At 66.8% G+C, this 19,650-nt stretch carries 17 protein-coding genes; 4 read left to right on the top strand and 13 right to left on the bottom strand.

What is annotated here, in order from left to right:
• Positions 1-10: 10 nt before the first annotated feature.
• Positions 11-340 carry an iron donor protein CyaY gene (gene cyaY / locus YH64_RS22925; protein WP_046802904.1) on the bottom strand — a complete coding sequence of 110 codons (330 nt, stop codon included), beginning with the start codon at positions 338-340 and terminating at the stop codon, positions 11-13.
• On the opposite strand from cyaY, the gene YH64_RS30850 reads away from it, so the two are divergent.
• Positions 291-548: a lipoprotein gene (locus YH64_RS30850; RefSeq protein ID WP_332609465.1), complete on the top strand. Its 258-nt coding sequence runs from the start codon at positions 291-293 to the stop codon at positions 546-548. The two genes, cyaY and YH64_RS30850, sit on opposite strands and share 50 nt — an antisense overlap.
• Positions 545-1,837: a diaminopimelate decarboxylase gene (gene lysA, locus YH64_RS22915; RefSeq protein WP_046802903.1), complete on the top strand. Its 1,293-nt coding sequence runs from the start codon at positions 545-547 to the stop codon at positions 1,835-1,837. The genes YH64_RS30850 and lysA overlap by 4 nt, the downstream gene beginning before the upstream one ends.
• A gap of 87 nt (positions 1,838-1,924) precedes the next feature.
• Here lysA and YH64_RS30260 read toward each other — a convergent pair whose 3' ends face one another.
• From YH64_RS30260 to tssJ, 6 genes are read right to left on the bottom strand one after another with little or no spacing between them, the layout of a single operon-like run.
• A complete protein-coding gene (locus tag YH64_RS30260) occupies positions 1,925-3,445 on the bottom strand; it encodes a hypothetical protein (protein WP_185975417.1) in 1,521 nt (506 codons plus the stop codon).
• A gap of 26 nt (positions 3,446-3,471) precedes the next feature.
• Complete coding sequence (gene tagF / locus YH64_RS22905) at positions 3,472-4,188, bottom strand: type VI secretion system-associated protein TagF (protein WP_046802901.1); 717 nt, start codon at positions 4,186-4,188, stop codon at positions 3,472-3,474.
• Positions 4,189-4,201: 13 nt separating this feature from the next.
• Positions 4,202-7,828: a type VI secretion system membrane subunit TssM gene (gene tssM, locus YH64_RS22900; protein WP_046802900.1), complete on the bottom strand. Its 3,627-nt coding sequence runs from the start codon at positions 7,826-7,828 to the stop codon at positions 4,202-4,204.
• Positions 7,825-9,117, bottom strand: a complete 1,293-nt coding sequence (locus YH64_RS22895; protein WP_046802899.1) for a DotU family type VI secretion system protein — start codon at positions 9,115-9,117, stop codon at positions 7,825-7,827. The genes tssM and YH64_RS22895 overlap by 4 nt, the downstream gene beginning before the upstream one ends.
• Positions 9,118-9,131: 14 nt before the next feature.
• Complete coding sequence (tssK, locus tag YH64_RS22890; protein ID WP_046802898.1) at positions 9,132-10,466, bottom strand: type VI secretion system baseplate subunit TssK; 1,335 nt, start codon at positions 10,464-10,466, stop codon at positions 9,132-9,134.
• Between the two features lie 35 nt (positions 10,467-10,501).
• Positions 10,502-11,071 (bottom strand): type VI secretion system lipoprotein TssJ, encoded by a 570-nt coding sequence (tssJ, locus tag YH64_RS22885; protein WP_046802897.1) that lies wholly within the window; start codon positions 11,069-11,071, stop codon positions 10,502-10,504.
• Between the two features lie 119 nt (positions 11,072-11,190).
• Here tssJ and YH64_RS22880 point away from each other — a divergent pair, with 119 nt between their 5' ends.
• Both YH64_RS22880 and YH64_RS22875 read left to right on the top strand, forming a co-directional pair.
• Positions 11,191-11,562: a TssQ family T6SS-associated lipoprotein gene (locus YH64_RS22880; RefSeq protein WP_046802896.1), complete on the top strand. Its 372-nt coding sequence runs from the start codon at positions 11,191-11,193 to the stop codon at positions 11,560-11,562.
• Positions 11,563-11,589: 27 nt separating this feature from the next.
• Positions 11,590-12,363, top strand: coding sequence for an FHA domain-containing protein (locus YH64_RS22875; RefSeq protein ID WP_046802895.1), 774 nt, complete (start codon positions 11,590-11,592; stop codon positions 12,361-12,363).
• 4 nt (positions 12,364-12,367) lie between these two features.
• On the opposite strand, the gene tssH is transcribed toward YH64_RS22875, so the two are convergent.
• From tssH to YH64_RS22845, 6 genes are all read right to left on the bottom strand, one after another.
• A complete protein-coding gene (gene tssH, locus YH64_RS22870; protein WP_046802894.1) occupies positions 12,368-14,992 on the bottom strand; it encodes a type VI secretion system ATPase TssH in 2,625 nt (874 codons plus the stop codon).
• Positions 14,993-15,007: 15 nt separating this feature from the next.
• Positions 15,008-16,075: a type VI secretion system baseplate subunit TssG gene (gene tssG, locus YH64_RS22865; RefSeq protein ID WP_046802893.1), complete on the bottom strand. Its 1,068-nt coding sequence runs from the start codon at positions 16,073-16,075 to the stop codon at positions 15,008-15,010.
• A 4-nt stretch (positions 16,076-16,079) separates the two neighbouring features.
• Entirely contained in the window at positions 16,080-16,736 is a 657-nt protein-coding gene (locus YH64_RS22860; RefSeq protein WP_046802892.1) for a DUF3540 domain-containing protein, read from the bottom strand.
• Positions 16,737-16,765: 29 nt separating this feature from the next.
• On the bottom strand, positions 16,766-18,706 hold the full coding sequence (tssF, locus tag YH64_RS22855) for a type VI secretion system baseplate subunit TssF (RefSeq protein WP_046802891.1): 1,941 nt from the start codon (positions 18,704-18,706) through the stop codon (positions 16,766-16,768).
• Entirely contained in the window at positions 18,706-19,200 is a 495-nt protein-coding gene (gene tssE / locus YH64_RS22850; RefSeq protein ID WP_120157674.1) for a type VI secretion system baseplate subunit TssE, read from the bottom strand. The genes tssF and tssE overlap by 1 nt, the downstream gene beginning before the upstream one ends.
• Before the next feature lie 92 nt (positions 19,201-19,292).
• A partial coding sequence (locus tag YH64_RS22845) for a type VI secretion system accessory protein TagJ (protein ID WP_304503187.1) occupies positions 19,293-19,650 on the bottom strand: 358 nt, incomplete at its 5' end.

Below are 19,650 nucleotides of genomic sequence, written 5' to 3'. Positions count from 1 at the left end.
TACGACGGCTTTATAGTTTCAGCGTAACCGGCACGCCGGCCGCGGCCGAGCAGATTTGCGACAGGGCGTCCGGCAGTTGCGGGCCGCCACGGGTGTCGTTCCAATGGTGGCCGTCGTAGCGGTAGTGGAAGCCGCCACTGCGGGCGGCTACCCACAGTTCCTGCATGGCGGCCTGGCTGTTGACGACGACATGGGTGTTATCTTCGAAAACCATGGTCAGGACATTGCCGCTGCGGGTGGTTTCCACGTCGACGTCGAGCGAAGCCGCCCAGTCGTCGGCCTGGCTTTCGATGCTGTCCAGCACCTGGTCGATCAACGCAAGAAATTCGGTTTCGGTCATAATCGAGCCTGCAAGAATTACGGAGTTCCCAGTGTTCCAATTGGCATTCAGCCGCATGGCTCTTCGCATTGTAGCCACGCTTGTGGCCTCCGGCATGGTGGCGGCATGCGGCTACAAGGGGCCTTTATACATGCCGACGCCTGACGGCAAGCCGCCGTCGCGTTCGCAGCCCGCGCCGCAGATCCCTCCCCCTCCTTCGATCCCATGACGACAGCCTTTCCCCTGCCGCCGGAGCTGACCGGCCATCCCTATTTCCAGTACCGCAATAACGTACTGTACGCCGAGGATGTGCCGCTGGACCATCTGGCGCATGGGCTAGGCACCCCGCTGTACGTGTACTCTCGCGCGGCGCTCAAGGCCGCTTGGGAAACCTATCGCAGCGCCATCGGGCCGCTGCCCGTGCTGGTCTGCTACGGGATGAAGGCAAACTCCAACCTGGCGGTCCTCAAGGAATTCGTGCGGTTGGGCGCGGGCTTTGACATCGTCTCTGGCGGCGAGCTCAAGCGCGCGCTGGCGGTGGGCGCCGAGCCCTCCAAGATCGTGTTTTCCGGCGTGGGCAAGCAAGCCTGGGAAATGCGCGACGCGCTGGTCGCCGGGGTGAAATGCTTTAACGTCGAATCGGAAGACGAATTGCGCCGCCTGTCCGAAGTGGCGCAGGACATGGGCTTGCGCGCGCCGGTGTCACTGCGCGTGAACCCCGATGTGGACGCGCAAACGCATCCCTATATCTCCACCGGCCTGAAAGAGAACAAGTTCGGCATCGCCATTGAATCGGCGCTGGACGTTTATCGCGTCGCGCGGGAGCTGCCGGGCCTGGAGATCGTGGGCGTGGACTGCCATATCGGCTCGCAGTTGACCGATATCAGCCCCTATTTCGATGCGCTGGAAAAGCTGCTGGACCTGATCGATGCGCTGGAACGCGAAGGCATCCGCATCGCCCATCTGGATTTGGGCGGTGGGCTGGGCATCCGCTATACGGACGAGACGCCGCCTTCGCCCAAGGCGTTGCTGGACCGGGTATTTGAACGGCTGAACGCGCGCGGCCACGGGCATCTGCATCTGGTGCTGGAGCCCGGCCGTTCGCTGGTGGGCAATGCCGGCATGCTGCTGACCACGGTGCAATATCTGAAGCATTCGCCGGCGCGCAATTTCGCGATCGTCGATGCCGCCATGAACGATCTGCTGCGTCCCGCGCTTTACGAGGCCTATCACGGCGTGCAGCCGCTACGCCCGCGCGCCGGTGATCAGGTGGAATACGACATCGTCGGACCAGTATGCGAAAGCGCGGACTGGCTGGCCAAGGGGCGCGCACTGGCCATCCAGCAAGGCGACGTGCTGGCGGTGGAATCCGCGGGCGCCTACAGCATGACCATGGCCAGCAACTACAACACACGCGCCCGCGCGGCCGAAGTCATGGTCGATGGCGACCACTACCACGTGGTGCGCCAACGCGAGACGCTGGACGATCTGCTCAAGGGCGAGTCCACGCTACCTTGAAGGCGCGCCGGGGCGGCGGCAGGCGTCGCGTCGCCAAGCCGCTTGTCATCCGCCGGCGCGATTTCCGTCGCACGCAACTTTTGCGTATCACTTGAACTCGTGCGAGATCGCGGCCGGTTTGTCGGCGGCAACCGTCAAGGTCATCCGATGCTCGCCCGCCGTCGCATTTCGCACGGTCACCTGGTAGCGTCCTGGCGTCAAAGACAGTTCCCGCAAGGGCGGGCTGACCCCGCGTGAACGGCCGTTGATCAAGACTTCTCCCCACGGACGCACGGCAACACGCACCGAAACAGGCGCGGCCTTGGGTGGCGCGGTTGAGACGGGCGCGGCTGCGGATGCGGGTGCGGGTGCGGGTGCGGGTGCGGGTGCGGATGCGGATGCGGATGCGGATGCGGATGCGGGTGCGGGTGCGGGTGCGGGTGCGGGTGCGGGTGCGGATGCGGAAGCGGAAGCGGCGTCGATATTGCTCGCACTGCCATCAGACACCGGCGCAGGCGCGCCGCCGCTGGAGGCCGCTTCAACACGAGCCGACGGCGTTGCAGGCGTGGGCTGAGAAGCCTGCGATGGCTGAGTTGCAGGAACAGGCGAAGACCCCTGCGACGCCTGGGTCGCGCGCGTGGACTGAGAAGCCTGTGGCGGTTCAGGCGCCGTCGCCAGAGGTTGCCGCGGCGCCGGCGCCCTATCCGGGGTCGGCGCGTGGGCAGGGGCGGGAGCGGAGGCTGTCACGGCAGGCGACGCCTGGGGGGTACGTGCCGACGCTTCGGGCGTACCGGCCAGTTCAACAGGCGTAGACGTCATGCGAACCCAGGCGTACCCGCTGCCCGCCAGCAGTAAGGCGCACGCCAAGATCCAAGGCAAGACGCGCGCGCGTTCACGCGGAAGTTCGCGTGCCGTCCGCGCTGCGGGCGGCGATGCTGCGGTCGGCGGCGTCTTGACCTCAGCAGGCGTAGCCACCGTCGGCAAGGCCGCGGGCAATATCGGCGACGTACGCAGCGGCGGCGTTCCTATCGCTGCCGCGAACGCTTGCGCCGTTTGCGGTCTTGCGTGCATCGTCATCGCCAAACCGCTATCCACCGCGTCGCAAAACGCCCTGTCGTACTCGTTAGCGCCCCATTCCTCCAGCGGCAAGCAGTCATCGCGGACGCGACGCGCCAGCGCACTTGGTGGCGCGCTGCCGGTTGCCAGAAAGTAAGCCAGCGCCGCCAGTCCGTACACATCGGTCCACGGCCCACAGGCATACGCCGGATCATCCGTGTATTGCTCGAACGCCGCATAACCGGCATGCCGGGGCGCGTCCTCGGCGTCGGGCGCCGGTGCTACGGGCGGCGGCGTCAACGTGGCCGCGCCCGTTGCGGCCCTGCCGACGATCGGGTCCCACGGCCCGCCCCCATCAAACGCAACCGCCCCCGGATGGATACCGCCATGCACCCGACCCGCCGCGTGCAACGGCGCCAGCGACGCAGCCAGCCCCGCGACGATGCGCGTGATCTCGTCTTGGCGCTTGCGACCTGGCGGCAAGCGCATCAGGTCGGCCAGGCGCGGGTGGCAAGGCGCGGCAGGTATGCCAGCCGTGCCCGGGCTCGGTGGCGTGATGGAAGCGGTCGTCATACGCGGTCCTCCGGGGTCGATCAGACTCATGGCCGCCACGTGGGCAGGGACGAGAACAGCCTGGCGAACAACGTGGCGTTCAGCGCGCCGCCATGCACATAGGTTTGCAACGCCGCGCCGTCCGCCTGGTTGGTCCACCAATAGCTCGTGTGCGAACTGGGGTTGAAGCAAAACGGCAGATCGGGCCACGCATTCAACGCACGGCGCGCCAAGGGCGCGGATTCCGCGTCCAGCCCCGCCCGCAAGATGTCCATGATGTCGTTGCCCCCTCGCGGCGCGGCAGGGCCGGGCGCGGCAGCGGGCATGCGCACTTGCTGAAGGCTGCGGTCAAACTGTTCGGGCGCGCAGCCATGGCGTACGGCGGCCAACATGCTGGAGCCCACTTGACGGTAGTAGTCGCCGGCGCCATCCAGCATGCTGCTGTGATATTGCGCGGGCGGCAGCGCCGCGACGACACACAGCGGATACCCGCGCCCCACGCGGTCGCGGCTGGGGGTGATGCAACCCAGCTGCGCCACGCCGGCGCCGGGCCCTGCCGGAATGGCAAAGTTCCAGATGGGCGCCGAAGCAAAACTGCGCGCCGCGGCCGCGTCCGGCGCCTGCTTCAACGCCACCAGCCCGAACTGCAACCAGTGGTCCCACCACGCAATCAGTTCACGCGGCAGACGCCGATGCACGAAGTCGCCCGCGGCCGGGATCTTTCCGTACCAGCCCACCTGCCCGTTCTCCACTCCAAGCTCCATGTCGATGTCCTGGTCACGACGCGCCGGGGCAGGCGAAACCCTGCATCTCGGCTAGATGAAAAGGGCTTTTGACGCTGCTGGCCGTGATCTCCAACACCACCTTGCGACCGCCCAGGTCGAACGTGGCCAACGTGATCTCCGGCGAGGAGCCGCGTTGCAATTGCGCGCGGTCCAGCATGCGATTCAGCGCCCATGGGCCCGATGTCGTCAGGCCTGCCGCGCCGACTTGCGGCGTCAATTCGATACGCACCTGGTTGCTGCCACGCGGCCCGGGCCATTGCACCGTGGTCGCCACCTGCGGGCCATGCGCGTAGCGCACCGATTGGCCATCCACGTCCATCACAAACTGCGTGATGCCCGCGTCCATCTCTACCGGCCGGATCGCCACGCGATACGACGGCATGGGGTTGCCCGCCATGAAGTACACATCGCGGATGACGCCCGCGCGCTGGAACGCGTCCAGCGTGGCCGAGCTGCCCCCCGAGCGGCCATCGACACCGGGCTTGAAGCGCCAGCGCGGCCCGGACACGTCGATCTGCGTCGCCAGGTTCTTCTGAAAAAAGTCGTCCATCATGCCGTTCGGCCCGAATAACCTGGCCATGTCGTTGGGGGCAACGTCACGCGTGGAGCGGCTGGAGAACGGATAACGGCCCGCCACCGATTGCCCGCAGAACACGCCGATCGTGGCCGACACCGTCTCGCCCATGCGCGCGCGGGCCACGTCCGACACCTCGCCTGACGCGTTCACCGACAAGGCGTTGAGCACGTCACGCAACGGGCCGGGCAGGCGTCCGGCTTCGGCGCGCAGCTTGGTCACCGAATCGGAACTCGGGGTCGGGCTGCCGCTACGCAGTGCCGCGTCCGCCGCCGTCAGATAGGTGTAAAGCTCATTGATCAACCCCGTGGTGGCGGCAATGGGCGGCGCGGCGCCTGCCGCCCCGCCTTCGTTCTGCGCCAGCCGGCGCCACGGCTCGAAGTACTGGTCAACGATGCGCTCCAGCTTTTCATCCGACGCATCCGCGCGCGCGGCGGCACCCGGCCCCGTCGGGCCGAACATCTGCTCCAGCGCCTCGCGCGTGCTGCCGACACGATCGCGCGCCTGGTCCACCAGCGACCGCTCGTCCTTGGCCGAATCGCGCAGCAAGGAAGTCTCGCGCGCGACCCCGCGCACCAACTGCACCAGCGGTGATTCCGGCGCGGACAAGGTACGCGCCATCTGGATGTTTTGCAGCAACGACTTGCTGGGCGCCAGCTGCAAGTCGTTCAGATAGCCATCCCACTGCGCCACATAATCATTCATGTACAGGCGCTTGATGCCCGCCACCAATTGGCGCTGCGCCGCTTGGTCCAACATGCCGGGGGCCGGAATGTTCAAGATCCACGCATCGTCCGACCGCAGCACCTCGGCCACGCTGGACACGCGTTTGTTGAACACGTCCCAATAGCCACGATAGCTGTACAGCGACGGGATGCCCTGGCTTAACGGCTTGCCGCTCTTGCGCACGAACACCGCGCTGGCCTGTGCCCCGCCCAAGGTCACGGCGGTGTTCTCGGGCGCGATATCGGTATTGGCAAGCGTGCGGCGCAAGCGGCTGTAGGCGCGTTGCGCCAGCGTATAGCGCGCCAGCTTCTCGCGCGCCTGCGCCACCAGCGCCTCGTCCTTCGGAAAAGGCGATGCCAGCACGTGACCCTGTGTCAGGTGGCGCAAATGCAGCGACAACTGTTCGTACTGGCGGCGCGTGTACCCGTCGGGCAACGTCGATTGCATATCCGACAACAGCCACGCATGCATGAATTCGGCGTCATAGCGGTCGGCCTCGTACAACATCAGATAGGCGCGCAACGCCTCGTACGAATACTCCAGGTCGCTTGCCGACGCATCCCGCAACGCGGCCTCCACGCGCCGCGCCACCTGCGGCAACAGCACCTGATCCAGCGTGTTGTCATACACGCCCTGCGCGGCCGCTTGCAGCTTGAAGCCCTGATAAAGCCCGAAGCGGAACGCCAGTGGCGGCGAGTCGATCTCAAAGCGTTCGTGGCGCGGCAGATACCAAAGGCTGTCCAGAAACGGCATCAAGCCCAGCAGGTCGCCCGTGCGCGTGATCTTGATGTCGCGCGTCAGCTTTTCCACGGCCGGCACGCGCCGCGCCACTTCATCCACATAGGCCGAGTTGTTGCGATAGCTCAATGCCCAGCCGGCAATCAGCGCCACGAACATCGCCGTGACCAGCCCGTAACCGGCCCAGTGCAATTGCCGATAGCGGCGTTCCCAACGCAGGTTACGGCCTGCCAGGCCCGCTTCCCGAAAGATGACGTCGCGCAGCAGGTTTTTCAGGAAGTAGCTGCGGCCCTCGCCCTCGCCCGGCACGCTGGGCGCGGGCGAGGGCGCACCATCGATGCGCAGGTAGCGCTTCAGATGGCCGGTCACCTGGTCGAAGGTTTCGCCCCCTTGCGTGCCGCTGGTGAAGTACACGCCGCGCGGGATGACGCGCGCTTCAAACTTCGACGTGGCGAACACGTCGCTAAGGAAATGGCCCAGGATGTTTTGCAGCCCGGCAAATTGCTGCGGCAGCATGTAGGCCAGTGCGCGCCGCGCAGGGTCTTCCTCGGCGGCCACCACTTCCGGCAAGGCGTCATCCAGCCGCCGTTGCAGCAGCGCGTACTCGGCATGGAAGGCGTCGTACAAATCGAAGTCAGGCTCCTGCGTGCGCGCGTAGGGCAAGGTAAAGCCCCACACCTGCGCCAGCTCATCGCGGCTGAACGACGCAAAGTACTCTTCGAAGCCGGACAACAGATCTGTCTTTGTCACCAGCACGTAGACAGGAAACGCGATGCCCAGCTGCTCGCGTAGTTCCTGCAAGCGGCGCCGCAGCACCGCCGCGTGCTGCGCACGCTGCGCATCGGATGCCGACAACAGGTCTTCGACACTGACCGTCAACATGGCGCCGTTGATCGGCTGCCGGCCACGGTACTTGGTCAGCAGGCGAAGAAAGCCGCGCCACTCTTCCTCGTCGCCCGTGGGGTCGCTTTCGTGGGTGGTGTAGCGCCCCGCCGTATCCAGCAGCACCGCGTCGTCGGTAAACCACCAATCGCAATTGCGCGTGCCGCCCACCCCGCGCAAGGCGACCTTGCCGTAGCGCTCGGCCAACGGGAAGTTCAAGCCCGAGTTCACCAGCGCCGTCGTCTTGCCCGCCCCCGGCGCGCCGATGATGACGTACCAGGGCAGCTGGTACAGATACTGTTTCGAGAATCGATCCAGCGGACGGCGCTTGCCGCGATTCTCAAAGCGCGTCTTGCGCAGCAGTTCGACGGCTTCATCAAACCGCGCTTCCAGCTGGCGGATCTCGTCGTTCTCGGCAACGTCTTGCACGGCCTTTTCGGCGCGCGGCCGGGGACGCAACTGGCCGAGTAACTGCGCGTTCAAGCGCCCTTCCCGCCACTTGCGCCACACCCAGCGCAGCAGCCATATGGCAAACATCGCCACGATGACGATGATGCGCACCGTCTGGCTTTCCAGCGGCCGCACGGCACCCACCGCGATCAGCGGCCCCGCAATCCAGATCAGCAGCGCCAGCGCCACCAGGCCCAGGAAATTCCACACGCGCCGGCTGAAGAACCATCCGAACAATCGGTAGATCATTCTTTGCCTCCTTGTGCATCGCCCTCATGCGGGGTGGGCGGCACCAGCACCGTGATTTCCACGCGGCGGTTCAGCGCGCGGCCTGCCGCCGTATCGTTGGGTGCGACCGGGTCCGCATCCCCACGCCCTTCCGCCCGGACGCGCGCCGAAGCCGATTGCCCCAGGCGTTGTTCCAGCATGTCCTTGACGGCGTCCGCGCGGGCCTGCGACAGATGCCAGTTGGACGGAAAGCGCGCGCTGCGCATCGGTATGTTGTCGGAGTACCCGCGCACAAGAATGCTGCCCTGCGTCTCGCGCAACGCGTCCGCCACGCGCGACAGCACGGGCAGGTACTGATCGCGAACGGAACTGGCACCGGACTCGAACACGCCGTCTCCGCGCAACACCACCACGCTGCGGTCCACCTCGTCGCGCACGCTGACCAGCTGGTCGCGGATTTCGGGCGCCAGGAACACCGCCAGGCGCGGCGCGGGCGCGGGCCGCTTCACCACCGCCGGGGCGATCTGCACGACAGGCGGCTTGAGCTGGCTGATGGACGCAAACACGCCGTCCGACTGGCTGCCCAACCGCCATCCCAGCCCCCAATACAAAGCCAGCGCCAGCACGGCAGCCAAGGCGCCGAAGACCCACAGCGGCACGGGCAACCGCCGCAGCGGCGTTTGCGCGGGCTCATCGCGCCAATGGGGCGACAGCGCAAGCGCGTACTCCCCACGTGCCCCCCGCAGGATGCGCAGCAAGCGCTGGCGCAGCGTTTCCAGTTGCGAACGGCCGTTGTCCATCACGCGGTAGCGGCCTTCAAAGCCCAGCAGCAGGCAGTAATACAGCAGTTCAAGCAGGTCCAGGTGTTGCGCCGGGTTTTGCGATAGCTTGGCCAGCAGCTGGAAGAATTTCTCGCCGCCCCAGGTCTCGTTGTGAAAGGTCACCAGCAGACTGTGGGCCGACCACACACCGCCCCCGCCCCACGGGGTCAACGCGGCGGCTTCGTCCAGCGCGGTGCACAGGCAGTAGCGCGCGCCCAGGATCGTTTCGTTGGGAATGCCCGCCTGCTGTGCGCGCAACTCAAACTGACGGATCTCGTCCAGCAAGTGCTCGCGCAGCATCGCGGGCGACGGGTGCGACGCGGTGGCGCGGATTTGCGGGATCAAGTCCAACAAGGGGTTGGCCGCCGCCACCAGCGGGTTGGCGCCGCTGATGACGTAGTCATGAGGCCGCAGCCGGCTGGAGGCCTGGCCGGGCGTGTCGCCCAGGCTTCCCGGCGGGGCGGACAGGGTGTGGTCCGATGCATGCATAGCTGTCTCCGCGTTCAATCCCGCAACGCCCAGAACTCCATCGTCAGGCCGGGGAAGTCACCCGCCAAATGCAAGGCCAGCGCGCCGGTGCGCTCCAGCTGCTTCCAGAACTCCCCGCTTTTATCCAGCTCGAAATACACATGCCCCGCGCTGTAGGGAATCTGGCGCGGCGCCACCGGCAGTGCGCGTACCGCAACGCCCGGCAGTTGCAGGTGCACCAGATCGCGGATGCGTTCGACCGGGCCGATCTTGACCTGCGCGGGAAAGCGCGCGCGCACGGTGTCCGTGCCCATGTCCGCATGCACCGCCAGCACGAAGCCGGCGGTTTGCAGCAGCTCGGCGTCTGCAATCTGCGCCACGCGTACGCCCTGGCCCCGGTCTTGCAGCGGGATCTGCAACGCGCGCTGCTCAAGCACTGCCGACAGCGACCGGCGCAACTCGTGCATCAGCGGCGCGAACGTGTTTTGCAGATCGTCATGCACGTACTCGGGCAACACCTCTGGACGCCGTGTCGTGGACGTGAAGGTGGCCAGATCGCAGGCCAGCATCAACCAGTCGTGGAACAGCCGCTCGGGATGCTGGCCGGCGCTCTGGCGGGCATGCCAAAGCGCCCCGACGTAGCGGTTGACGGTTTCCAGCAGCATGAAGTCGGAGACCTCGGACACGCCGCCACGACCGGGCTGCGACAGCCGCGCGGCCAGGGCTTCGCTACGCGCACCCAGCAGGCCATACAGTTCGTTGATCCACCCGCGCAGCACAGGGTGTTCGCCGGCCGCCAGCCACGGCGCCACGTAGCCGTCGTCCAGCACGATGCGGTTGTCGGGCCGGCGCTCCACCACGCGCGCAACGCCCAGGCCCAGCCAATCGTCGGTGAGCTCGTCTTCCAGCATCAGCCGCAGTCGAAGGCGGCCCAGTTGCAGCAGGGCGGGCTCCAGCGCCACCGAGCCGGTGTCGTGCACATCGGCCTCGTGCACGAGATAGCGGGCCAGGGTGTCTTCTTCGCCTTCGTAGACAACATCGGTCGCGCCGGGACGTATACGGGGAATCGCCAACATGACGCGCGCGTCGCGCGCCCGCGCCGGCACCTCCAGCGCGGCGGGTGCGGCGGCCGGACCGGCAAAGTCGAACGGGGTGCCGTCGGGCATGACGCCTGACGCGTCAGTCAACACCAGCTTGCCGATCGCGAGTGCTTCGCGGTCCACCGACAGATGCGAAAACCCCCAGAAGAACCCTTGCGCCGCCACCGCACGCTGCGTCGCCGCGTGCAGCACATGACGCTCCAGCTGCTGGAAATGCTGCGGCCGCAGGAACATGCCCTCCGACCAGATCACTTTGTCTCTGCTCACCATGCTCAGGTTCTCTTGTTATCGTTTGATTTGTGCTGCTAGAAAGGCCACCACGAACGGCTGCGGTCCACCTCTTCCAGGCCAGCGCGCGTCACGGCCACTTTCACCGTCTCCTCATTCGGTGAAAACTGCCATACCTTGTAGATGTTCGTGTTCTGCGGTTCGGGCAGCGACACCAGCAAACGCCATTTGCTCTGCTCAAGATCCCGGTACGCGGCCACCACGCCCACCACGCGCGCGTCCGCGTTGCCGGGGTAATGCAGCACCTTCGTATCCCCCGGCCGCAAGATGACCTGTTCGGTGTTGAGCAGCTCGGTGCCCAGCGCCGCGCGCGCATCGGCCTGCAAAGTGAAAAAGTCGCTGGCCTGGAAGGTGCTGGCCGACTTCAATTCATAGATGGTCACCTGCACCGGCGAGGGCCTGCCACTGGCGCTGGCGTTTACCTTCGGGTCCGCGCGCAGTTCGATGGCGTAAGGCGCGGGCACGCGCTTGGCGGTGGATGAACATCCGACGATCAGCGCCCCCGCCGCCAGACATGCCGCGACGCGCGGCCAACGCCCCCGGGGACGCCCCGTGGGCAAGCTTGTCTCGTAAGAAAACCGGTTCATAAGTCCTCGGAAATAAAACACACACGTCTGTTACGCCACGACGCAACCGCCACGCGCCGGGCCGCTATCATCGGCTGAACAACCGAGCCACTTTCCTTGTGCATCGACACGCCCGCGCCATGAAACAGCCCGTTCGTCTTAGCCCGATTGCCATTCTTGCGGTGCTCGCGGCCTGTAGTTCCTCGCCGTCCCCGCAAGCCGCCGACGCCTTGCAGCAGGTGCGCAACGAATACGCCGCCAGCCGTTTCGGTGACGTCGCGCGCACCGTGGCCACGTCCGACGCCCTGGCCACCGCGCCGGTGCCCGTGCGCGTCGAGGCCTTGAAGCTGCAAGCCTTCAGCTACTGCGTCATCGGCTACCACCAGCTTTGCGAGGACAGCTTCACTCGCATCCTGCAATTGCAGCCCTCGTTCGACCTTGCGCCCAACGAAGCAGGGCATCCCCAATGGGGCCCGGTTTTCAAGTCGGCCAAGGCAGCCCAGGCCCGCTGACGCGCCGCCGACGCCAAGGAGAAAGGCATGAAGCTCACGGTGTTCCAACATGCCGGCGACCCGGCTTTCGCTCCCATCCAGACCGAATTCCGGGCGCCCGGCGGCACAATGGGCCGCAGCCCCGAGAATCAGCTGGCCCTGCCCGACCCCACGGGCGACATCTGCCGAGTGCAGGCAGTACTGCGCGTCCGCGACGGGGACACCACCGGCTTTCTGATGAACTTGAGCAGCATGAGCACCGTGCGCATCAATGGGCAGCGCGTTCAATGCGATCAGGAACTGCCCTTGGTGCCGGGCGACGAACTGGAAATAGGCACCTACCGCCTGCGAGCAGATTCGGCCGCGTCCGCCGCAACCGATGCCCAAGCCCAGCCGGCCGCCGCCCCGGTCATCGAAGACGTCTTCAGCGACCTGATCGGCCCCGGCACCTTGCCCGTGGGCAGCGCCCCAGACGTATCCACCCACCCTTTCGATCTGGATTCCGCCGCCGCGCGCAACCCCGACGACCCGCTGCGCCACCTGCCACGCGGCGACGCGTCCGTCTCGCGCCCGGTCACCGACCCCCTGGCGTTGTTCGACGCAGCCCATGAGGGCTCGCCCAGCGTCTTCGCCGACGGCACGCCGTCCACGCTGCCCGCCCACGACCCGCTGGCCGACCATCGGCGCCATCCCGTCGACGACGCCCTGCGCGGTCCGCGCGATGCCACGGATAGCCGCGCCGCCGCCGACCACTTGCGGGAAATCGGCAGCTTCATGCGGCCCGCGTCCGTGAAGAAAGTGCCGGACGACACCGACCGCTAGCGATTCACGCGTAGTCATAGTCATAGCGAAATTCCCCGCCATTGGCCGACAGGCGCACGCGTTGCAGCTTGCGGCCCTGCATGGACGCGCCCAGCAGTTCGCGGCTGATTTGCGGCAGGACCGTGTTGGTAAGAATGGCGTCAACCATGCGCGCGCCTGACTCGACTTGCGTGCAGCGCGTCACGGCCAGCGCCGTTGCTTCCCGCGTGACCTCCAGCGCTACGTCGTGGTGTTCCTGCAAACGGCGGCGTACTCGGTCAAACTGCAACGCCACGATGCGCGCCAGCATGTCGTCCGACAGCGGCAGATAGGGCACCGCCACCAGCCGTCCCAACAGCGCCGCCGGAAATGCCTGCAACAGAGGTTCGCGCAGCGCCGCCGCCAGCCCTTCGGCATCCGGCATCAACGCGGGATCGCGGCACAGCGTGGCAATGCGCTCGGTGCCGACGTTGGACGTCAGGATGATGACCGCATTGCGAAAGTCGATGTAGCGGCCCTCGCCGTCTTCCATCCAGCCCTTGTCAAAGACCTGGAAGAAAATCTCGTGCACGTCGGGGTGCGCCTTCTCGACCTCGTCCAGCAGCACCACGCAATACGGCCGCCTGCGCACGGCTTCGGTCAACACGCCGCCTTCGCCATAGCCCACGTAACCCGGCGGCGCGCCCTTGAGGGTGGAGACGGTGTGCGACTCCTGGAATTCGCTCATGTTGATGGTGATCAGGTTCTGTTCGCCGCCATACAGCGCTTCGGCCAGGGCCAGCGCGGTTTCGGTCTTGCCGACCCCGCTGGGCCCACAAAGCAGGAACACGCCCACCGGCTTGGCCGGGTCGGTCAGACCGGCCCGTGATGTCTGGATACGGCGCGCCACGGCTTCCAGGGCCTCGCGCTGGCCGATCACGCGCTTTTCCAGCGTGTCCGCCAGCGCCAGTACGGCGTGTGCCTCGTCGCGCACCATGCGGCCCACGGGGATGCCGGTCCAGTCGGCCACCACGGCCGCCACAGCCGCCGCGTCTACGGCGGTGTGTATCATCGGCGCCTCGCCCTGGCCGCCCGCCAGTGCCTGTGCGGCGCCCGCAAGCGCCTGCCGTGTCGACGCGTGCTCAACGCCCGCCGTTGCCGGCGCGCTCAAGGTTTCGCGCAGCGAGAGCACCTTTGCGGCCAGCTCGCGTTCGGCCTCCCAGCTGGCGGCCAGCTGGGCTTGCGCCTGCGCGGCTTGCGCCCGTTCGGCCTCCAGGCGTTCAACGCGCTGCGCGTCGCCCGCGCCAAGATGTGTTTCATGCCGGGCAATGCGCAGCGCCGTTTCCAGCGCCTGGATGCGTCGGCGTGCATCCTCCAGCGCGGGAGGCACGGCGTGCTGACTGATCGCCACGCGCGCGCACGCGGTGTCCAGCAACGCCACCGCCTTGTCGGGCAATTGGCGCGCGGGAATGTAGCGATGCGACAAGCTCACCGCCGCCGTGATGGCCTCGTCCAGCAGCAGTACGCCGTGATGCGCCTGCAAGGTTTCGGCCAGGCCGCGCAGCATGTCAAACGCGCGCGCCTCGTCCGGCTCGTGCACTTGAACCACCTGAAAACGGCGGGTCAGCGCGGGGTCCTTTTCAATGTGCTTCTTGTATTCCGACCACGTGGTCGCCCCGATGGTGCGCAGCTGACCGCGCGCCAACGCGGGCTTGAGCAGGTTGGCCGCGTCCCCCGTGCCCGCCGCGCCGCCCGCGCCCACCAGCGTGTGGATCTCATCGATGAACAGCACGATGGGCCGGTCGCTTGCCTGGACCTGATCGATCACGCTGCGCAGGCGTTGCTCGAATTCGCCCTTTACGCCCGCGCCGGCTTGCAGCAGCCCGATGTCCAGCAGATACAAAGACACGTCGCGCAGGGGCGGCGGTACATCGCCCGTGGCCAGTCGCAGTGCCAGACCTTCCACGACGGCGGTCTTGCCCACGCCGGCCTCGCCCGTCAGCAGTGGATTGTTCTGCCGCCGACGCATCAGCACATCGACGATCTGGCGGATTTCTTCGTCGCGCCCCGACACCGGGTCGATCTCGCCCGCGCGAGCCTTGGCGGTGAGGTCAACGGCAAACCGCTCCAACGCGGCCAGGTCCTTGCGCGGCGCCTGCGCGTCGTCGCCGGCGGCGGTCGTCGCACTGACGCCTTCCGGCGACCCCTGCACCATCTCGTCCATCTGCTCAAGCAGCTTGTCGGGCACGATGCGCGCAAACTGCGGCGACATGCCCAGTAGCACATGACGCAGCGCGTACGTCCGGACCAGGCCCGCCAACAGATGGCCGCTGCGAATGCGCGCGGCGCCATAACGCAGCGAGCCCAGCACCCACGCGCGTTCCACGGCGTGATCAATGTGTTCCGACAGATCGGACACCGATCCGGCGCCGGCCGGCAGCCGATCAAGCTCTGCCGTCAGGTCGGCCTGCAACTGCCCCAGGTCCAGTTCGAACGCGCGCGCAATACGGTGCACATCGCTATCCTGCGCGTGCAGAATCTGATGCACCCAATGCACCAGTTCCACGTAAGGATTGCCGCGCAGCTTGCAGAACGCCGTTGCGCCTTCCAGCGCCTGGTAGAGCAGCGGATTAAGCTTTCCGAACAGTTCGATGCGACCGATATCCGACATGGCGTCATGGCGCGATCAAGCGCGCGGTGTCCTGGAAGGTTGGGCCTGCAAGCGGCCACGTGCCGGCGTCTGTTCGCGGCGTTCATAGTCCAGCAGCAAATCGTCGGCGTCGCCCTGCGCGGGCCGGCGCCTTCCCAGCCACGCCGACAGGCCCAGCGGCCGCTGCGCGCCCAGGCGCACGCCGCCGGCCTCATCGGCGCGCAACACCGGGCGCACGTCCCACGCCAGTTCCACGCCGATGTAATGCCTGACCCAATGCGTCAGCTGCCGCGCGCGCAAGCCGCCCGGCAGGAAGCTCTGGTAATCGTCGAACGTCAACGGACCGACCTCGATGCGGAACTTGTGCTGGGCATCGCGCACCGCCACGCCCAGCACCGAGTCGCGCCCCAAGCCCATCGGGCTGCCCAGCCCAAGCCGCTGCTCGGGCTCCAGGCGTATCCATTGCGGCACGAATTCGCGGATGCGCACCGGCAGGCCGAAGAACGCTTGCAGGATGTGCTTGAGCCCTTCGGGGTTGCGGGTCTGGCGCACCAGGTGCCCCGCCATGAAGTACTTGGCATGATCCAGCACGGCATCGCGCCGCTGCATCGACGGCTCGCCCATATGCAACAGGCTGGCCACATAGCGCGTGAAGCGCGCGTCCTTGCGGTCCAGGCTGACCGTGCTTTGCGCATCTGCCCAGGCGCGGTAGAACAACAGGATCAGGCGGTGATGGAACACATCGGCAAAGGCTGCCAGCGTGCGGTCGCTGTAGTGCGCCATGCGTTCGTGCGCATGCTCCGTCAGGTGCAGCGGCAAGGGGCCGTTGGGGCCAAACAGGCCGAAGCCATAGATGGAAACTTCAGCCGGCCGGCCGTTCTGCGCCGGCCGCACGCGCGCCACCGTGGACGGTGCGAACGCCATCGACGGCTCTTGCCGCAAGCGCACGGGCTCGTAACGCGCCACGGTATCGCGCCCCAGCGGCTTGCGCGCGCCGCAATGCGCATCGATCCAGCGCAGGGCGTGGAACAGATCGTGCGCGTAGGGCTCGCGCTCCAGGGCACGCCACCACTGCGCGTCGGCGACGGGATGCGTGACGTCCATCCCGTCACCCCATGTGAATCTGCTTGGCGTCAACCTTGACCAGGTCGGCGCCGGTTACCAGCGTGTATGACGCATGCAGCCGCGCGCTTTGCTCGGCCTGGAAATCGATGGAGCCCGCACGCACCTGGTCCACGTCACTGACGCTGCGCATGGACACGCGCGCCATGAGCGTCATGCGGTCCAGCACCGCTTCGTAGTTGCGCCCGACCAGCCGCGTCTCACCGATCGTGGCGTGCAGGTGTTCGGCCACCATGCGAATGCGTTTTGCGGCATGACGTTCTTCGTCGGCGTCCACGGAATATTCGGGCGTGCGGATGTGGACGGCGTCCCGGCCTTGCAAGGTCACGTCGCCCGCGCTTTCCACGCGCACGTTGCCGCCCTGCGAGCGCAGCACCAGATCACCCTGGGTCTCCAACACCGTGCCGGCGGATACCGCCTGCACGGTGACCGCGATGAGATACACGCGCGACGGGTCCGGCCCGCTGATCAGCACCTCATCACCCGGCTGGGGTGCCAGCAGGCAACTGGCGGCGCGACGCGCCAGCCAGGTGCGGCCATCGCACGCGACGGCGTAGCGGCCGTCGGCTTCGACATGCAGCACCTCACCCAGCAAATGCACCGGGTCATAGGCAATTCGGTTCAAGCTTGCGGCGGATTTCATCATGCGCTCCGGTTCGTGGGGGTGCCTGCCTAGACCGCGGGCCGGCGTCCCATGCGGGGCTTGAAGCGGGCGACTTCGCCGCGCTGCAGGGTCGACAGGACCAGCTCCGACATCATGTTGATCGACACATGGCGCGCGAAAAACTGTTCAAGCACGGCGCCAAACAAATACGGGCTGATGCCGGAGAAGGCCGCCTCGTCCACTTGCAGCGCGATGCGCACGCCGCGCCCATGGACGATGGGACCCGGCACCGGCAAGCGGTGATACACGGGCTTGGCGCTGACGTGCCGCAGCCCGGAGATGTGCTTGCGCACCACCGGATCGGCCAGGTTGCCGTACACGTGCAGCATCTCGCGCAGCGTTTGCGCACCCTGCTCGGTGTCCAGGTCCGTCAGGCTCAGGTAGTTCAGCCCCAAGTGGCTGATCAGGTGCCAGGTGGCGGCGTTCTCGGCCAGCGCCGCACAGGGGCGCGTGGGGCCGTGCAGCACCTTCACCGCGCGCACGGGCGCCGACACGCGCAGCGTCATGTCGGTGTCGGTGCCCAGCGGCAGCAGCATCGCCAGGTCCCGATTGGTGCATAGCGTTTCCAGCGACACATGGCGCAGCTGGCCGGAGAACGGCGCTTCCTGGCGGTCCACCAGCGACAGGAACACTTCACTGCCGGTGTAACCGGTGCGCGTGCCGTTGCGCTGCGCGGTGTCCGAGATCAGCCGGGGCTCGCGGCGCACGGAGTAGTACGCGCCGTAGTCGTCCGGATCGCTGCCCAAGGACCCGTAGAACGGACGGAACTCCTGCTCTTGTTGCTGCGCCGACGCGTGCCCGGTGACCCGCGTCACGCCGAACACTTCATAGTCCAGCGGGCGGCTGCGATCCACCACCACGTGATATTCCGACGTGCGCGGCGTGATCGCCACTCGATCGGCGCGCTTGGGAAACAGGTTGATGACGGGCGCGCAATGCAGCGCAAGATTGGCGGCGGAGATCGCGCCTTCCAGTTCCGGGGCGGCCACCGAGAACAGGAAGGTCAGATCGAATGCGCGGGTCTCGCGTGGGGTGGATGACGACGGCAGCGCGCCGCCGGCGCCCGCATCCGATGCGGACCTCGGCCCCGTTTTCAATCCCGCCTTCAAGCCATTCACGCTGAAGAACAGATAGCGCTGCGCAAAGGCAAAGTACTCCTGTAGCAAGCGATAGCCCTGGAATACGCGCGCATCGCCCGGCAGCAGCGCCTGGTCGTCGGCAAAACCTTCATGCCGCACCGCGCCTGCCGGCAGCTTGTTGATCCACGCCACCGGCCGGGCCGTGTCGTGGCCCAGCAATGCCACCGTGTGCCCCATCAGCACTTCCAGCAGGCGCTGCATCTGCAAATCCTGCCCGTGCAGATGGAACACCAGTTGGTCCAGGTCCAGGTCTTCCAGCCGCTGCCCGCCGCCGATTTCGATCCGTATGCGCAATGCGCTCAACACGCGCGCGGCGCGGCCGGCAAGGCCCAGCCGCGCCAACGGCAAGTCTTGCGGAGCCGCGGTGAAGTCGGCGTGAGTGACTTGCAGCGGCCACAAGCGCACGGCGTGCCCGGTCGTGAATTCGCACGGCGTCTGCTCGCCACGCGGTACACGGCCGCGCAGCAGCGTGCCGCGCGGCAATTCGAAGCCACCGGCCAAGGTGCCCTCGTTCATGCTGGGTGCAAACTGCACGATCGCCATCGACGGCGTGGGCGCCAGATAGTTCGGGTACACCACTTCCAGCAAGCGCTGCGAGAAGCGCGGAAACTCCGCGTCCATCTTCATCTGGATGCGCGCCGTCAGAAAGCTGAAGCCTTCCAGCAGGCGCTCGACGTAAGGGTCGGCCACTTCCGTCGCGTTCATGCCCAGCCGCCCGGCGACCTTGGGATGCGCCTGCGCGAATTCCGCCCCCAGCTCGCGCAGATACACGAGCTCGCGGTTGTAGTAGTCCAGCAAGCGCGCGTCCATCAGAGCCCACCCAGATCGCGCAGATCCATGTGGCCGCTTTCCAGATCGATGTCGGTACGGAACAGGAACTCAAGCGGGTGTGGCACGCACCACAGCATGCCCCGTATTTCCAGGCTGAGCACATTGTGATGTTCGAGCGTGCCCGTGTCCGTTACGCAGCGCACCTCGACCGAGGAATCCAGGATGCGCGGCTCAAACGCGGATATCGCATCGCGTATGGACTCTTCGACGTCGATCCAGTCGATCTCCGACATACGCTTGCCGGCCATCGCGCGCACGCCGAAATTCACGGTCGATGTGGCAACCTGACGATGCGCCGACAAGTCCTGCGAGGTCTGCAAGTTGACGGTATTGAGCAGCCAGCGCAGATCCCGCAACACCGCCGCGCGCAGCTGCTCATGCGTGAGCATGGCGCTGTCGCGAGGTTCTTCGCGACGCGTGGGGTCGTTGTCCATCAAGCGGTCCAGCAACGACGGCTGCAGGCGATCCCGCATGGCGCGCCGCGTACGCTCGGCAGGCGCACTTTGCGCGCTCTGCGAGCCGTGCACGGCCGGCTTCCAGCGGGCGGTGTCGTCGGCATGGCCCATCACGCGAACTCCACGCGGCGCAGGTCCAGCAGTGCGAACTCGCCCGCGTCGGTCAGCCACATCTTCTGGCCCACGCCCGCGTAGGTGTCGGCATACAACGGCCGCCACTCCGTCACGCGCCCCAGCTTGACGGGATCGGGCTGGTCGATCATGCGTGCGCCCGGCGCCGGCGGGTAACGGGCCGGCACCAGGCCTTGCAGCGTACGGCCGCCCACCAGTTCGATCTCGGCGCGCGACCACACCAGATCGCACAGCCCCTCGGGGGCCAGCAGGCGCAGGCATTTAAGCGCCGTGAAGGGCAGCCACACGTAGCGCCCCGCGCCCAGGAACTCGAACACCGGCCCCAGGCGGCTGTCG

This window comes from Achromobacter sp. LC458 (genome assembly GCF_001005835.2).
GTDB classification, from domain to species: domain Bacteria; phylum Pseudomonadota; class Gammaproteobacteria; order Burkholderiales; family Burkholderiaceae_B; genus Achromobacter; species Achromobacter spanius_B.
The sequence above is the reverse complement of the archived record's forward strand: the minus strand, read 5'-3'. Positions and strand labels throughout refer to the sequence as shown.

What these genes read in the sequence shown, in the direction of transcription:
- tagF (WP_046802901.1), bottom strand. Translation starts at nt 4,188, where the DNA reads ATGGAGCTTGGAGTGGAGAACGGGCAGGTGGGCTGGTACGGAAAGATC.
- YH64_RS30850 (WP_332609465.1), top strand. Translation starts at nt 291, where the DNA reads ATGCTGTCCAGCACCTGGTCGATCAACGCAAGAAATTCGGTTTCGGTC.
- tssJ (WP_046802897.1), bottom strand. Translation starts at nt 11,071, where the DNA reads ATGAACCGGTTTTCTTACGAGACAAGCTTGCCCACGGGGCGTCCCCGG.
- tssK (WP_046802898.1), bottom strand. Translation starts at nt 10,466, where the DNA reads ATGGTGAGCAGAGACAAAGTGATCTGGTCGGAGGGCATGTTCCTGCGG.
- YH64_RS22880 (WP_046802896.1), top strand. Translation starts at nt 11,191, where the DNA reads ATGAAACAGCCCGTTCGTCTTAGCCCGATTGCCATTCTTGCGGTGCTC.
- tssH (WP_046802894.1), bottom strand. Translation starts at nt 14,992, where the DNA reads ATGTCGGATATCGGTCGCATCGAACTGTTCGGAAAGCTTAATCCGCTG.
- lysA (WP_046802903.1), top strand. Translation starts at nt 545, where the DNA reads ATGACGACAGCCTTTCCCCTGCCGCCGGAGCTGACCGGCCATCCCTAT.
- YH64_RS22875 (WP_046802895.1), top strand. Translation starts at nt 11,590, where the DNA reads ATGAAGCTCACGGTGTTCCAACATGCCGGCGACCCGGCTTTCGCTCCC.
- YH64_RS22860 (WP_046802892.1), bottom strand. Translation starts at nt 16,736, where the DNA reads ATGAAATCCGCCGCAAGCTTGAACCGAATTGCCTATGACCCGGTGCAT.
- tssF (WP_046802891.1), bottom strand. Translation starts at nt 18,706, where the DNA reads ATGGACGCGCGCTTGCTGGACTACTACAACCGCGAGCTCGTGTATCTG.
- tssG (WP_046802893.1), bottom strand. Translation starts at nt 16,075, where the DNA reads ATGGACGTCACGCATCCCGTCGCCGACGCGCAGTGGTGGCGTGCCCTG.
- tssM (WP_046802900.1), bottom strand. Translation starts at nt 7,828, where the DNA reads ATGATCTACCGATTGTTCGGATGGTTCTTCAGCCGGCGCGTGTGGAAT.
- YH64_RS22895 (WP_046802899.1), bottom strand. Translation starts at nt 9,117, where the DNA reads ATGCATGCATCGGACCACACCCTGTCCGCCCCGCCGGGAAGCCTGGGC.
- tssE (WP_120157674.1), bottom strand. Translation starts at nt 19,200, where the DNA reads ATGCGGGATCGCCTGCAGCCGTCGTTGCTGGACCGCTTGATGGACAAC.
- YH64_RS30260 (WP_185975417.1), bottom strand. Translation starts at nt 3,445, where the DNA reads ATGACGACCGCTTCCATCACGCCACCGAGCCCGGGCACGGCTGGCATA.
- cyaY (WP_046802904.1), bottom strand. Translation starts at nt 340, where the DNA reads ATGACCGAAACCGAATTTCTTGCGTTGATCGACCAGGTGCTGGACAGC.